Source organism: Leclercia sp. LSNIH1, assembly GCF_002902985.1.
Taxonomy (GTDB): domain Bacteria; phylum Pseudomonadota; class Gammaproteobacteria; order Enterobacterales; family Enterobacteriaceae; genus Enterobacter.
On sequence record NZ_CP026167.1, the window covers coordinates 3,713,849 to 3,728,037 of the forward strand.

The window sequence follows — 14,189 nt, forward strand, 5'->3', positions numbered from 1 at the left end:
AACTTTGGGTTGTAAGGGAATAATCTCCCTATTCCTTGTGTGTAAAGTATAGACACCACCCGTTTTGCGGATTGCGTCAACGATCACAAATATCTACTTCGGTGCAACAAAACTTTACAAATAAGCCTTTGAGTAGCATGAAATTCTAATGGTTCAACGTCGGGATTATTCAGTTTCTACGTGTCGCTTAGCAGAATTTTGTCAACCGACGCGGCAGACAGTACACTACGCGCCAGACTTAGTACTTTCAGGAATAAAAACGTGACGATTAAACTGATTGTCGGCCTGGCTAACCCCGGCGCGGAATATGCTGCCACCCGCCATAATGCTGGCGCCTGGTATGTTGATCTGCTGGCCGAGCGGTTACGCGCCCCTCTGCGTGAAGAACCTAAATTCTACGGGTTTACCTCTCGCGTTAACCTGGCTGGCGCCGATGTGCGTCTGCTGGTGCCCACGACGTTTATGAATTTAAGCGGTAAAGCGGTGGCCGCGATGGCGACCTTTTATCGCATCAATCCGGATGAGATCCTGGTGGCGCACGACGAACTGGATCTGCCGCCGGGCGTGGCAAAATTCAAACTTGGTGGCGGCCACGGCGGGCACAACGGCTTAAAAGACATCATCAGCAAACTGGGCAATAACCCTAACTTCCATCGCTTACGCGTGGGGATTGGTCATCCGGGCGATAAAAACAAAGTTGTTGGTTTTGTCCTGGGTAAGCCACCGGTTTCCGAGCAGAAACTGATCGACGAGGCGGTAGACGAAGCGGCGCGTTGCACCGAAATCTGGCTCCAGGATGGTTTAACTAAAGCCACCAACCGTCTTCACGCTTTCAAAGCGCAATAACCGGCGCGAAACGGCTTTTTTGCCCCGCAGGCTGCGGGTTACGTGTATAATAGGCGTAGTTATTTACTTTTCTTCGACTCGTTAATGTTAACGTGTTGAATATCAAGATATTAAGGTGATTCAGAAATGGGATTCAAATGCGGTATCGTTGGTCTGCCTAACGTTGGCAAATCCACCCTGTTTAACGCGCTGACTAAGGCGGGCATCGAAGCGGCTAACTTCCCGTTCTGTACCATCGAGCCAAACACCGGTGTTGTACCTATGCCCGATCCGCGTCTGGATCAGCTTGCGGAGATCGTAAAGCCGCAGCGCATTCTGCCCACCACCATGGAGTTCGTGGACATCGCGGGCCTGGTAAAAGGCGCCTCGAAAGGTGAAGGCCTGGGTAACCAGTTCCTGACCAACATCCGTGAAACCGAAGCGATCGGCCACGTTGTGCGTTGCTTTGAGAACGACAACATCATCCACGTGAACAACAAAGTGGACCCGGCTGACGATATCGAGGTGATCAACACCGAGCTGGCACTGGCGGACCTGGATACCTGCGAGCGCGCCCTGCAGCGCGTGCAGAAGAAAGCCAAAGGCGGCGACAAAGACGCGAAAGCGGAACAGGCTGCGCTGGAAAAATGTCTGCCACAGCTCGAAAACGCGGGCATGCTGCGCGCGCTGAAAAACCTGACTGACGAAGACAAAGCGGCGATCAAATACCTGAGCTTCCTGACCCTGAAGCCGACCATGTACATTGCCAACGTCAATGAAGACGGTTTTGAAAACAACCCATACCTGGACAAAGTGCGTGAAATCGCAGCAGCGGAAGGTTCTGTGGTCGTGGCCGTGTGTGCGGCTGTTGAGTCTGATATCGCCGAGCTGGACGATGCCGACCGTGAAGAGTTCATGGCTGAGCTGGGTCTGGAAGAGCCAGGTCTGAACCGCGTGATCCGCGCCGGTTACCAACTGCTGAACCTGCAGACCTACTTCACCGCTGGCGTGAAAGAAGTGCGCGCCTGGACTATCCCTGTCGGCGCGACGGCACCACAGGCGGCGGGTAAAATCCACACCGACTTTGAAAAAGGCTTTATCCGTGCCCAGACCATCGCCTTTGAAGACTTTATTACCTACAAGGGTGAGCAAGGTGCGAAAGAAGCCGGCAAGATGCGTGCAGAAGGGAAAGACTACATCGTTAAAGATGGCGATGTGATGAACTTCCTGTTTAACGTTTAAGGGTCATGCATCTGCGGATGCGTTAACTGACCTGAAAAAATCCACGCCATGGCGTGGATTTTTTTATCAAAGGCACGTTGTCTCGCCTGGAGAATCATTAAACAACCTTGCCCATTATTGCTCTGCTGAAGTGTAAAACCCCTTCCTGTATGCCGCAGGCGTCGTCGACAGCTGATTTTTGAAGTGATGACGCATCGTCGCCACGCTGCCAAACCCCACCTCCTCCGCGATACGCTCAATCGACAACTGGCTATTCTCCAGCAAATCCTGGCTGCGGCTCAGGCGGGCGTGGAGCAACCACTGGGCGGGCGTTTTGCCGGTGGTGGCGGTGAAACGGCGCAAAAAGGTACGCGGGCTCATCCCGACAAATTTTGCCAGCGACTCAACGGTATGCGGCTCGGCAAGTCTGGCGTACAGGTAGTCGAAGAGTGCCCCAAGGCGATGGCCTTCATAGGCGACAGGCACCGCCTGCTGAATAAACTGAGCCTGGCCGCCGTCGCGATGGGGCGACACCACCAGCCGACGCGCGACGCGGTTGGCCGCCACGCTGCCATAATCCCGGCGCACCAGGTGCAGACAAAGATCGATACCCGCCGCGCTGCCTGCGGAGGTCAATACATCACCGTTATCAATATACAGCACGTCAGGTGTGACCTTGATGGCGGGATAACGCTGTTGCAGCAGGTCGGTATAACGCCAGTGGGTGGTCGCCTGCCGGTTGTCGAGTAACCCTGCGGCGGCCAGCACAAAGACTCCGGAACAGATAGAGAGGATCCTCGCCCCACGTTGATGTGCCGCGACAAGCTGCTCGCACAGCGCGGCGGGCACCGGAACTTCGGCCCCCCGCCAGCCGGGCACGATGATCGTTCCGGCCTCACTCAGCAGCTCCAGCCCGCCATCCACCACCAACCTGAAGCCGCCCGTTGCGCGTAACTCACCCGGATCAACGCCCGCCACCGCAAAGCGATACCACTTCTCGCCCATCTCGGGGCGGGGCAGCGCGAAAATTTCGACGGCAATACCGAATTCAAAGGTACAGAGGCCGTCATAGGCCAGTACAACCACCAGAGGATTATTCATCACCACACTCAATGGGTTTTGTCATGATCTTGATGTTATCTGGCATTTCTGCCAGCTGTCAAAGCCGCGTCTCCGCCGTAGAGTAAAGGCTCATTCCTGGAGGTGTTTATGAGCTATGTAACTGATTATCCTGCTGCGTCGCCAGATGTCGCAGCAAACCATTTTTTACAGCGACTGAGCGTGGAAACAGACTGTGACGATGTGCATACCGCGTTTAAAGAGGGTAATGTCGATTTTGTGTTGCTGCATGTGGTCGGTAGCCCGGAGGCATTCGCCCGCCGTCATATTCCTGGGGCGCTGCACCTGCGACATCGCGATATGACCGAGCAAAGAATGGCGGAGTGGCCCTCCGATACAGTGTTTGTGGTCTATTGCGCCGGGCCGCACTGCAACGGTGCGGATCGCGCCGCGCTGAAGCTGGCGCAGATGGGCCGCCCGGTGAAAATTATGATTGGCGGAATGACCGGCTGGGCCGACGAAGGTTTTGCTTTTAACCCCCAGTAAAAGAGCCGCGATCCCGTCTGACCTGCGGGATCGCTGACACCTCTTTCACCTGCCCGACGCCGGATAGATCGTCTCTGTCGGCAGCACCCGCCGATCAAAACGCCGCAAGCTATAATAGAGCGCTGCGGTACAGAACCAGCCAATCACCCACGAGACATCGTTGTCGGCAAACAGCCAGGTCAGCGAGCCGTGGTAGAGCGGGTTTTCAATAAACGGCAGCTGGATCAACACGCCAACAACATAGACGCTGATGGCAAACATGTTCCAGTGCCCGTAGCGACCACGGGAATCGAACAGCGCCGGAATATCTACCGCTTTACGGGAGATAATAAAGTAATCGGTCAGGCTGATGGCGCTCCACGGTACGAAAAAGGCCAACAGGAACAGCAGGAAATGGGTGAAGTGCTTCAGGAACGCCGGTTCGCTCAGCAGCGCAATCACGCACGAAAGGGCCACCATCAGTACCACAAAGGTCACACGGCTTTTCTGGTTCAGCGTCGTCTGCCGGCGAAAGCCCGAGACAATGGTGGTCAGGGACATAAAACTGCCGTAGGCGTTGAGGGTGGTAAAGGTGATTTTGCCAAAGCAGATCGCAAAGTAGATCACCATCGCCATCGCCTCGCTTTTACCCAGTCCGACGATGTAACTCACCTCATGTCCCTTGAAGGCGCTGCCGGCGATTGCCGCGGTGATCACCCCGAGCGTCATGGACGCCTGGGTGCCCAGCACCGTACCGCTGAAGACGGAGAGGAAGGTCTTCACCCCTGAGACGTCGCGCGGCAGATAGCGGGAATAGTCGGAGACGTAGGGACAAAAGGCGATCTGCCATGAGGAGGAGAGCGATACCGCCAGCAGGAACATCGGCATCGAGAAGTGGTTATTCTGCATCACAGCGCCCACATCGCTGGCGATCAGCAGAGCGATAAACAGATAGACAAACGCCAGCACCCCCACCACGCTCGCTACCTTGCCGAGCTTGTGGATCACCTTATATCCCAGCACCGCAATCACGATAATGATCGCGCTGAACAGGATCATACCGGCCACGTTCGAGATCGACAGCAGCCTGGCCATCGCCTGTCCGGCCAGTACCGTCCCGCTGGCGGAGAAGCCGACATACATCACGCAGACCAGCGCCAGCGGGATCACCGCACCCAGCACACCAAACTGGGCGCGACTGATGATCATCTGCGGCAGACCGAGGCGCGGTCCCTGCAGGGCATGAAATGACATTACCACCGCGCCCAGCACCTGCCCCACCAGCAGGCCAATGATGGACCACACCACATCCCCGCCCAGCACCACTGCCAGCGCCCCGGTCACAATGGCGGTGATCTGCAGATTGCCGCCAAACCACAGCGTAAACTGACTGAAGGGGTGGCCGTGCCGTTCATTATCCGGGATGTAATCGATGGATCGTGTTTCCGATATTCGCGTCCCGCCGCGCTTTGACTGCGCTTCTGAAGATGAAAAAGACGACATAGTTTCCTCTCTGAGTGGATGATTAATGCCCGTCAGAAACCCTGCTATACCTATGCAACGCTATATGACAGAACATGTATATACAACCATTGACATCCACCCACACGCATCTGATGGTGGATTTGTGAACTGAACTGTGAATAATTTGTAATTAACATGAAAACTATATGTGATTGAGATGGGTTTCGATCGACAGTCAAATCAGGCATCGCCATCACATATACCCGCTTAAGACAGGAGTGCAGATGAGCAATAACAGACGAGCGGTACCCGGCATTCGCCATTACGCCGGCCCTGCGGGGGGCTGGGGAGCCTTAAAAGCCACGGCGATTGCCGTGCGTACGCAGATGGACACCTTTGACGCTCCCGCCACGCTGCTGCGCACCAACCAGCCCGACGGCTTCGACTGCCCGGGCTGCGCCTGGCCCGACAAAGAACACAAATCCACCTTTCAGTTTTGCGAGAACGGCGCCAAGGCGGTGACCTGGGAAGCGACCACAAAGCGTGTCACCCCGGAATTTTTCGCTGAGCACACCGTCAGTACCCTGTGGTCAAAAAGTGATTTTGAGCTGGAAGGCTATGGGCGCCTGACCCATCCCATGAAATACGATCCGCAGAGCGACACCCTTCGCCCGGTGGCGTGGGACGAAGCCTTTGCCCGTATCGGCGAAGTGCTGCGCGGGCTGGCCCCGGATGAGGTGGAGTTTTACACCTCCGGGCGCGCGTCAAACGAAGCCGCCTTCCTGTATCAGCTGTTTGCCCGCCAGCTGGGCACCAATAATTTCCCCGACTGCTCTAATATGTGCCACCAGGCCACCAGCGTCGGCCTGCCCCGCTCCATCGGGATTGGCAAAGGCACCGTCTCGCTGGAGGATTTCGACCATACTGAGCTGGTGATCTCCATCGGCCATAACCCGGGCACCAACCATCCACGGATGATGGGCACCCTGCACGAGCTCTCCCGCCGGGGCGTGCCGATTATCGTTTTTAACCCGCTGCGCGAAACGGCGCTGGAGCGCTTCGCCGATCCGCAAAATGTCAGAGAGATGGCGACATACAGCGCCACCGATATCGCCTCGACGTACTATCAGGTTAAAGCCGGGGGCGACGCCGCGGCGTTAAAAGGTATCGCAAAACATCTGCTGGTGCTGGATGCGCTGGATCATGACTTTATCGCCAGCCACACCCAGGGGTTTGCCGACTTTGCCGCCGATATCGCCGCCACGAGCTGGGAGGCCATCGAGCGCGAGTCTGGCCTGAAGCGCGCCGATCTGGAGAACGTGGCGCGCCTCTACGCTAAGTCCAGCGCCACCATCATCACCTACGGCATGGGGATCACCCAGCATAACAAGGGTACCGCCAATGTGCGTTTGATCGCCGACCTCCTGCTGCTGCGCGGCAATTTTGGCAAGCCCGGCGCGGGCATCTGTCCGTTACGCGGCCACTCCAACGTGCAGGGCAACCGCACCGTGGGGATCACCGAAAAACCGACCGCGGCCTTTCTGGACCGGCTGGGCACGGTGTTCGGTTTTACCCCACCAGCCACCCACGGCCACGACGCGGTACAGGCGGCGCAGGCGATGATTAACGGCGAGGCCAAAGCGCTCCTCTGCCTCGGGGGAAATTTTGCGGTAGCGATGCCCGATCACGACAGGGCGTTTGCGGCGCTGAAACGTCTCGATCTCAGCGTACATGTCGCTACCAAGCTGAACCGCACCCACCTGCTGGTCGGGAAAGAGACATATCTTCTCCCCTGCCTGGGGCGCACCGAACTGGATATGCAGCAGAGCGGCCAGCAGTCAATCACCGTGGAAGACTCGATGTCGATGGTGCATGCCTCCCGCGGCAAGCTCAAACCGGCCTCTCCCTGGCTACGCTCGGAACCCGCCATTGTCGCCGGGATCGCCCACGCCACCCTGCTCCACAGCAAAACCGACTGGCTGGGTCTGGTGGAGGATTACGACCGCATTCGCGACGCTATCGAGCAGACGCTGCCGGGCTTTGAAAATTTCAACGCCCGCATCCGGGTGCCGGGCGGATTTCGTATGCCGCTGCCGCCCACGGAGCGCGTCTGGCCCACCGCCAGCGGCAAGGCGATGTTTTCGCTGTTTGAGGGTGTGAGCGAGAACAGTCCGGGCGAAGGTGAGCGCGTGCTGCGTCTGGTTACACTGCGTAGTCACGACCAGTACAACACCACCATCTATGCCCTGGATGACCGCTATCGCGGCGTGTTCGGCCGGCGCGACGTGCTGTTTATGAACGAAGAGGATATGCAGCAGTTGGGGCTGGAGCATGGCGATCGGGTAGATATTCATACCGCCCTCCCCGGCTCACAGCAGCGTCTGGATGACATCACCGTGGTGGCCTACAGCATTGCCCCTGGCACGGTTGCTGGCTACTACCCGGAAGCGAACGTGCTGGTACCGCTGGATTATCTCGATAAAGAGAGCGGTACGCCGTCGTACAAATCAGTGCCCGTCCGCCTGAGTCTGCGCTCAAAGGAGATCCGCGCCCTCTAATCTCTTCTCACGCCGTCACCGATCCGGTGTGTTGCCCGGATCGGTGATGCTCTCTCTGTTCAGTTTGACGCCGGTCAGCAAATAAAAAGGTCAGGTGGGTTCAGCATCTAACACTGACGTTCCGTAGGAATTGTCGATGGTGCACAGCCAGCGGTCATTTTCCAGACGGAATACATAGGTTGCACGCCGGGTGATCTCTGTTGTAGCGCCCTGTTCATCCGGGTAAAAAAGCTGGGATTCCATGATCACCAGCGCATCTCCTCCGCCTTCAATGATCTGGATATCGCCCTGCTTCACAACGAGCTGATCCTGGAAATAATCAGAAATGGAAATAAAGGCGCTGCGGATATTGTCTTTACCTTTAACGATCATACCGGGCTTAACCACCAGCGCGGCGTCGTCGGCGTAGTGCTCCATCAGCGAATCAAAATCTTTGGCTAAGATCGCCCTGTCACACGCCTTAATGATATTGCGAAGCGGGTGTTCGTACATGTGCATACTCCCTGTTCAGTGATTGCCTCTATTCACTGTATCACCCGTCGGCGCAAAGTGTTGGCCGGGCAAGCGAAAGTGTCCGGCTGGCCTTTCTGGAAGAGGTCTCGCAAAGCTAAAAGTAAATCCATGTAATACCCGGTTGTGGGTTTTCATACTTCAATCACGGTCATAAAGTGACCGCATTGCGGCACATTTGCCATTGTGCCAGGGAACTATCAGGCGTTGTATGCAGGGAGCAATAAGTGCGTATAGAAGAAGAGGTTTTTCTTGACGATTATGGTATGAGGAGAAAAAGATTCGTCTACGATCATCGGGTTCATCACAGCTACGTCTTTGTTGCTGGTCACGAGGTATATACCGTGATTGTGGGCAGTCTGTTAGATGAAGCGACATTTACTCGGATCGGATATGAAATGCCGCCAGCCATTCCATTCCCGATCAATGGAATGGCAGAAGTCTTTTTGATACTTTCGACGGTATGGGGGGCCTGGCTGATTTTCGTCATATTAAATTCAAAGGATTAGGCAGCGCTGTTGTTTTGCAATCAGTTTCCCCTGGCCTTAATCGCTCACGCAGAGAAACTTCACATCGGGGGATTTGTTTTTCAGGCGGCTTCTGGAGGCGTGGTGGATAAGGGGCGCCGCACCTCTCTGGAAGAGATCTATGACGTTCTGCTTGGGTTAAAAAATGTACCGCGCTACAATCCGCACACAGGGTTGCCAAAAAGAACGCCGCGACCACTGATACAGGGAGATGTCCATGCCTACAAGAGAGTTACAGAAGGGAGAGCCTGCTATGTCGTATTGCAATAAGCACGAACATTCCGCGCTTCTTGCCCCTGGTGACAGGGAAAAGAGAGTATTTCAGGCATTAGCATCTGCGGAGTTGCACACTCATGGCATCAGTGCAGAGGCATATATTCACGATCTTAAAGCCGAACTGGCTGCAGTTAAAAAACGATCTTCTGCCACCCTGCTTCGCAAAAAACTTAATGCATCATCTGGGCGAGAATAACCCGACATCTGAGCGTAGCTTCCAGCAACAGGCCCAACAATCGGGCCTTATTTTTTGCAGATTAAGTGCCTAAAAAATACCCCGCCGCGCAAAACGCTACCACTCCCGCGATCACCGTGGCAAAGAGTCCGCGGGTAAGAATGCCCACCAGAGTGGCAAACGCCGCCGCCAGCAGCGAGATGCTGATCCCCGAATCTGTCATTGCAGGTTTACTCATCAGTTCGGCGGCAACCAGGGCGGCCATGATGGCGGTGGGGATAAAGCTCAGCCACTGCAGCAACACCTCCGGCAGCCGAAAACGGGATAACAACAAAACCGGCACGGTACGCATCAGGGCAGTGACCAGCGCCGAGGCGAGGATCGCCAGCAGAATATTTCTTTCCATCTTATTTTCCTTTCCGGGCGCGTAACAGCAGCGTCGCCAGCGTGGCGGCCAGGGATGCGGCCAAAATGACCACCAGACTGAGCGAGCTACTCCCGGCAGTCAGCAGTGTGATCGCCACCGCGACGACAATATTGATGGTTTCGAGGATCTTCCTGCGGCTGGCAAACCACATCATCAGGATCAGGCCGATAAACATCGACACCAGGCTGAAGCCCAGCCCCTCCATCAGCGAGGCGGGCAGCGTGGTTGCCAGCCATGCTCCGGCCACACAGGCGATGATCCAGTTCAGCCAGGCGGTAATATTCAGCCCCAGCATCCAGGGGTAGCTGATTTTGCCCTGCGGGCTGGCGCGCTGCACCGCCACGCCAAAGGTTTCGTCGGTCAGCAACAGCCCGCTGACCACTTTCTGCAGGGTGGTGTAGTCACGAAAAAAAACGCTCATGGAGGAGCTCATCAGCAGGTAGCGCAGGTTGACCAGCAGCACGCTCAGCACCACGGAGGCCATTTCCGCCCCTGCGGCCCAGAGTGAGTAAAACAAGAACTGCGCCGAACCGGCGTAGAGGGCGCTCGCCAACAGCGCGATTTGCCCGGTGGTAAACCCGGAGAGCGTGCCTATCGCCCCCGCCGCAAAGCCAATGCTCCAGTAGCCTGCAATGGTGGGGAGACAGGCAGCAATACCGGCCCGAAATTCGTCCGTGACGGACGCGGGATGTCCGGTATTTATTTTCATCAACATCGTTTCTTCCCTTATATTACTTAGCTCAATAACTATCTTAAGAATCAACAGCAAACGCTATAGTAAAATACTGCTTAGCCGTGAAATTTATTCAGGTTGTGGGAGCCAGAGAATTCAGACGCTTAGTTTTAGCGAGCGAAATACCACCATAACAATGCTAATGAAAATAATGGCGATCAGTATGCTGGCACAGCGCATAACGGCCTGGATCGGCTCGGCCAGCCATAACGTATCCTGTATAAAAACGATGATCCAGGCCACAGTAAACTGACGTCCGAAATAACTGATGGAAGATTTTCCCTGTTGCAGATGACACCCCAGCCATAATCCCGCGACCAGTATTGCTATATACACCGGGGGATAATGATGCATGAGAGGTAAAAGGATAAAACTCAGCAATGTAGCGGCCATGCACCCGTATAAACGTTGCTGCATTCGCTGGCCGATCTGCTGTTGTAGGGGCTGAGTCGAGGCAGGAAGAATAAAGACCGCCAGCACTGAAACCATCGCCTGCCAGAATCCCGTCAGCTGGAAAACGAGCAATATCGGCGTCACCAGTAATAGTGTAATCCCGGCCTGCAGGGGCAATAGCGGTCGATGAGCTGGCTCAGGGTGACTCTCCTGATGCGGCGGTGCAACCTGTCTGCGCCGGTTTAACGGATAAAAGAGCAAAGTAATCGCAATGCAAACTACGCAACCCAACACCACCTCTTCGATACGGTTAAACGTAAAACGTAACAGATGACGCAGCTCACTGTTCTTCTGCGCTTCAGCCATCACCATCATGGATGTGACCGCCCCCAGCACCCAGGAATAGGACCAGCGGGAGATGTCCGCTTGCCATACCGCCACGCCCCCGACAACTGCGCAGAACAGGACCAGAAACGCCGAGTCCTGGACGAGATACGTGGTAAGCAAGAGTGCCAGCACACCGCCCAGCACGGTTCCTGTCACCCGGTTAAACGCCCGAACCATGGAGGCCTTCACTGAATTATTCATCACCGCATAGCTACTCAGTGCTGCCCAGCCAGAGTAATCAAAACCCGCCAGATCGGACAACAGCACCGACACCAACACGGCTGAGATGACCTGAATTGCGAATAATTCTTTCAGCGTTGCTGCAGCCAGACGACTTTGCCAATTTTTGAGTTGAGCGGTCGGTGAATGAAAGCTGATGTTCACGATCTTCTCCCTCTATTTATGTGGCTAAAAGGGAGTGTAGTTATCCGCACAGGGCAAGCAAATCACCCGGTATGACCTTTCTGGAAGCCGCCTCGCAAAGTCTCAAGTAACCTTATGTAATTCGGGGTTAACTCTTTTTATCAGGGGATCGGCGTCGTAGAGTGACTGCGTTGCGGCACATCCGCAATCGGGCGTAGGAACCCGTACTTTCACGACACGACAATATTTTTTGTCGCGACAGCGCTCATCCCGTTAAAATCACGGTGGCGCTGGCGGAGCAGCCGCGAGGCTGGCCGTTTTTGTCGTGTACGGCATTCCTACCTCCGTCAGCGCTACCACTCATGAGCGTAGGAACTCATGGGATGGTGAGGAGATTTTTAAAAAGGAACACGACATGACAACTCTCTCTAATCTGTATTATACCCCATCTGACGAAAGCGTTATTCATCAACTTACCGCCCTGCCCTTTCCGGCTGATGCGGATCTCTTCGAGACCGCCGAACATTGCGCCGCACTGGTGAGCGTGCTGGTTGAAACTGACGACGCAGCTATATTCAGTGCGCTTTGTGAGCGTTTACTGCATGGCCTTCGCCAGCTGCGAGAACTCTGCGATGCCGATCTGCCGCCGTACCTGGTCGCACAGCTTATCGTGGGGGAGAAAGTCGCCTCCTGCGTACCGGATTGCTGGCAGGAAACCGCGTTACAGGTGGATTATGCGCTGGCGTTAACAGAGGCGCTGCTGGCAGGCACTCTGCCGCCTGGCGTAACGAAGGAATTAACAGGTTTGCTGCATGATATGGTGTGGTTGTTGGCGGAGTTTGTGAAGGAGCGGTATATTACGGCGCACTAAGCGCTGCTGAACGTCTGGGCACATAACCCGGTCAGTAAGACCGGGTTTGTGCTGGTTATAGGTGTCTTTCTTTCATCCTGGCGACAGTGAAAATCAATAGTGTATTGATGATTACTGACGCAGTGAGAACGGATAACATGAATAAATCATTCCACGCCTGCTCGGTAATAAATCCAAACCGATCGCTGAAGCGCTTGAACAAATATACTTCAGGCAGGAGCAGGTAAAATGCTGAAAAAATCACGAGAAATGACAAGAATTGAATAAGCCATAAACCTGCGTGTTTCGCTGGCGTCATCGTTAATACACCTGAATAGTGCCGTAAGCGTTAAGTGATGCGGATACCATCACTGTAGGGGTTCTTAGGAGTGCTTCCCGTAGTACTGCAAAATGACAACGAGAAGGAAGCGTAATGCAGCCGTTACTGATCCCTTTATATCCTGCAGGATGAAGTCTGAAGTTCCCTCTTTCCACTTGTTCAATAAATGTGTGATCATCGATATTCCCATCTACGCGATACAGAGCGAACCATATTGAGTGATCAGAGCCCGTCACTTGCGTTGCAAAAACATCTTTTACGCGTGTACTTAAGCTACGGGGCCGGTCAACAATATAATATTTACCCGGCGGCAGTGGACCAATATCCTTTATGGCAACTGAATCAGGATTATTCCGGTGCTGTCCTGTATTACCCGAATACGCAGGGAAAAAACCAATACCCGGACAGCTCAGATTAGACAAAGCATTGCCGTTAAGCCGAAAGGTACAATGAATCATCGGTCGTTCCACGCATCAGTAAACATGATATTTCCGTCGCAGTGCTTCCATGTAATCTTTTCATAGCGGAGCGAAACAGATTCAAGATGATTATGTTTTTCGGTGCTGGCATTTTTGCAGTTATGCATCAGAGGACAGACCGAGACGACTTTGACACCTTCCAGCAGCATGTTGAAGTATTCAACTTCCTGCCCGGCATCGTTGATGTGATACCACTTAAATTCGGCACTTTTTAGCGTCTGGCCTTTCGCTACTGCCTTGTACAAGTAGGGACTTGATGAATCGAATTCCTTTTCGAAGGTTAATGCACTATGCACTCGAGTTCCTGTAATTTTACCCGTCATGTTATCTGTGGGTAGATGTAGACCATGCGCGAAACTATGAATCTCAATGCTGCCCTCTCGAGCCCTTACATCTACAGAACCTTTAATATCTGCCCCACCGTCATCTTTAAGCCATAAGTAAGCTGGAATAGCCATGATCTTTAATCTCCATTTGACCTTAGAAACCATAATTATAATATGGTTATTTTCGACGGTATATAGATTAATTAACTGTGTAGATTGTCAAATGTCAAAAACCTAAAACCTCGACAAAGTAATTGGCTAGCTTATGAGTATTATTTAAATAATATATTTTATAAATGTTAACATCTATTCATTATGTTTTGCTTAGCACCAAAACCAGTATCTTCAAGCTTACTGTGCGCAGTACCACCAATAGTAAAGTGTAAGTATTACAACACATCCATATGCAGACACAATACATCGTACTACACCGAGACAATTAACATGTTATAACAACACTCATCATGTTAAAACTACGTTCCTGGAGGCTGAACATCAGCTGCCTAAAGCTAACCGTTTTGTCTTGTTAATCACTCATGCCTCTGGCAGCGTTTCTGTGATGAGCGTCATAAATTAGATGGCACTGGATTAATTTTGAGCAAGGACAATACCTGTTATGGTTACACTTTATTGATATAATGCAGACTGCAATTCACCAAACTGAGGTTTGAAAGTGTCTATGGGAGCAGTTACTAGTACGGTGTTGACCTCAACGGCTAATGAGGTCGCAAAAAAAACAATAGCGTCCGTT

The 14,189-nt window shown here is 53.7% G+C and carries 16 protein-coding genes; 7 read left to right on the forward strand and 9 right to left on the reverse strand.

Features of this window, described 5'->3' with window-relative positions; genetic code table 11:
• Positions 1–261: 261 nt before the first annotated feature.
• Together pth and ychF are read left to right on the forward strand one after the other, a co-directional pair.
• The gene (gene pth, locus C2U54_RS18375) at positions 262–846 is read left to right on the forward strand and encodes an aminoacyl-tRNA hydrolase (protein WP_103179957.1); all 585 of its coding nucleotides are present in this window, start codon (positions 262–264) and stop codon (positions 844–846) included.
• Between the two features lie 126 nt (positions 847–972).
• Positions 973–2,067 (forward strand): redox-regulated ATPase YchF, encoded by a 1,095-nt coding sequence (gene ychF / locus C2U54_RS18380; RefSeq protein ID WP_103179958.1) that lies wholly within the window; start codon positions 973–975, stop codon positions 2,065–2,067.
• A gap of 114 nt (positions 2,068–2,181) precedes the next feature.
• Here the strand turns inward: ychF and ftrA are convergent, their stop codons facing one another.
• Positions 2,182–3,147, reverse strand: a complete 966-nt coding sequence (ftrA, locus tag C2U54_RS18385) for a transcriptional regulator FtrA (RefSeq protein ID WP_103179959.1) — start codon at positions 3,145–3,147, stop codon at positions 2,182–2,184.
• A gap of 108 nt (positions 3,148–3,255) precedes the next feature.
• Between ftrA and C2U54_RS18390 the strand changes: the two genes are divergently transcribed.
• Entirely contained in the window at positions 3,256–3,651 is a 396-nt protein-coding gene (locus tag C2U54_RS18390) for a rhodanese-like domain-containing protein (RefSeq protein ID WP_103179960.1), read from the forward strand.
• 45 nt (positions 3,652–3,696) lie between these two features.
• On the opposite strand, the gene C2U54_RS18395 is transcribed toward C2U54_RS18390, so the two are convergent.
• Positions 3,697–5,082, reverse strand: a complete 1,386-nt coding sequence (locus C2U54_RS18395) for a purine-cytosine permease family protein (RefSeq protein ID WP_168192055.1) — start codon at positions 5,080–5,082, stop codon at positions 3,697–3,699.
• A 296-nt stretch (positions 5,083–5,378) separates the two neighbouring features.
• Between C2U54_RS18395 and C2U54_RS18400 the strand changes: the two genes are divergently transcribed.
• A complete protein-coding gene (locus C2U54_RS18400) occupies positions 5,379–7,652 on the forward strand; it encodes an FdhF/YdeP family oxidoreductase (protein ID WP_103179962.1) in 2,274 nt (757 codons plus the stop codon).
• Positions 7,653–7,742: 90 nt separating this feature from the next.
• On the opposite strand, the gene C2U54_RS18405 is transcribed toward C2U54_RS18400, so the two are convergent.
• Positions 7,743–8,144, reverse strand: coding sequence for a YybH family protein (locus C2U54_RS18405; protein ID WP_103179963.1), 402 nt, complete (start codon positions 8,142–8,144; stop codon positions 7,743–7,745).
• 245 nt (positions 8,145–8,389) lie between these two features.
• Here C2U54_RS18405 and C2U54_RS27780 point away from each other — a divergent pair, with 245 nt between their 5' ends.
• On the forward strand, positions 8,390–8,671 hold the full coding sequence (locus C2U54_RS27780; protein WP_233210457.1) for a hypothetical protein: 282 nt from the start codon (positions 8,390–8,392) through the stop codon (positions 8,669–8,671).
• A gap of 235 nt (positions 8,672–8,906) precedes the next feature.
• On the forward strand, positions 8,907–9,161 hold the full coding sequence (locus C2U54_RS27310) for a hypothetical protein (protein WP_156239058.1): 255 nt from the start codon (positions 8,907–8,909) through the stop codon (positions 9,159–9,161).
• Positions 9,162–9,222: 61 nt separating this feature from the next.
• On the opposite strand, the gene C2U54_RS18415 is transcribed toward C2U54_RS27310, so the two are convergent.
• The 3 genes from C2U54_RS18415 to C2U54_RS18425 form a co-directional block, all read right to left on the reverse strand.
• Positions 9,223–9,546, reverse strand: coding sequence for an AzlD domain-containing protein (locus C2U54_RS18415; protein WP_103179964.1), 324 nt, complete (start codon positions 9,544–9,546; stop codon positions 9,223–9,225).
• Between the two features lies 1 nt (position 9,547).
• Complete coding sequence (locus C2U54_RS18420; RefSeq protein WP_103179965.1) at positions 9,548–10,282, reverse strand: AzlC family ABC transporter permease; 735 nt, start codon at positions 10,280–10,282, stop codon at positions 9,548–9,550.
• Positions 10,283–10,396: 114 nt separating this feature from the next.
• Positions 10,397–11,464 carry an FUSC family protein gene (locus tag C2U54_RS18425; protein WP_158251034.1) on the reverse strand — a complete coding sequence of 356 codons (1,068 nt, stop codon included), beginning with the start codon at positions 11,462–11,464 and terminating at the stop codon, positions 10,397–10,399.
• A gap of 394 nt (positions 11,465–11,858) precedes the next feature.
• On the opposite strand from C2U54_RS18425, the gene C2U54_RS18430 reads away from it, so the two are divergent.
• Positions 11,859–12,314 carry a hypothetical protein gene (locus tag C2U54_RS18430; RefSeq protein ID WP_103179967.1) on the forward strand — a complete coding sequence of 152 codons (456 nt, stop codon included), beginning with the start codon at positions 11,859–11,861 and terminating at the stop codon, positions 12,312–12,314.
• Positions 12,315–12,369: 55 nt separating this feature from the next.
• On the opposite strand, the gene C2U54_RS18435 is transcribed toward C2U54_RS18430, so the two are convergent.
• The 3 genes from C2U54_RS18435 to C2U54_RS18445 are packed head-to-tail and all read right to left on the reverse strand — an operon-like array spanning position 12,370 to position 13,570.
• Positions 12,370–12,612 (reverse strand): hypothetical protein, encoded by a 243-nt coding sequence (locus C2U54_RS18435; RefSeq protein WP_103179968.1) that lies wholly within the window; start codon positions 12,610–12,612, stop codon positions 12,370–12,372.
• Between the two features lie 2 nt (positions 12,613–12,614).
• Entirely contained in the window at positions 12,615–13,091 is a 477-nt protein-coding gene (locus C2U54_RS18440) for a DUF2778 domain-containing protein (protein ID WP_103179969.1), read from the reverse strand.
• Positions 13,088–13,570, reverse strand: a complete 483-nt coding sequence (locus C2U54_RS18445) for an Hcp family type VI secretion system effector (RefSeq protein ID WP_103179970.1) — start codon at positions 13,568–13,570, stop codon at positions 13,088–13,090. Before C2U54_RS18445 ends, C2U54_RS18440 begins: the two co-directional genes overlap by 4 nt.
• Between the last annotated feature and the right edge of the window lie 619 nt (positions 13,571–14,189).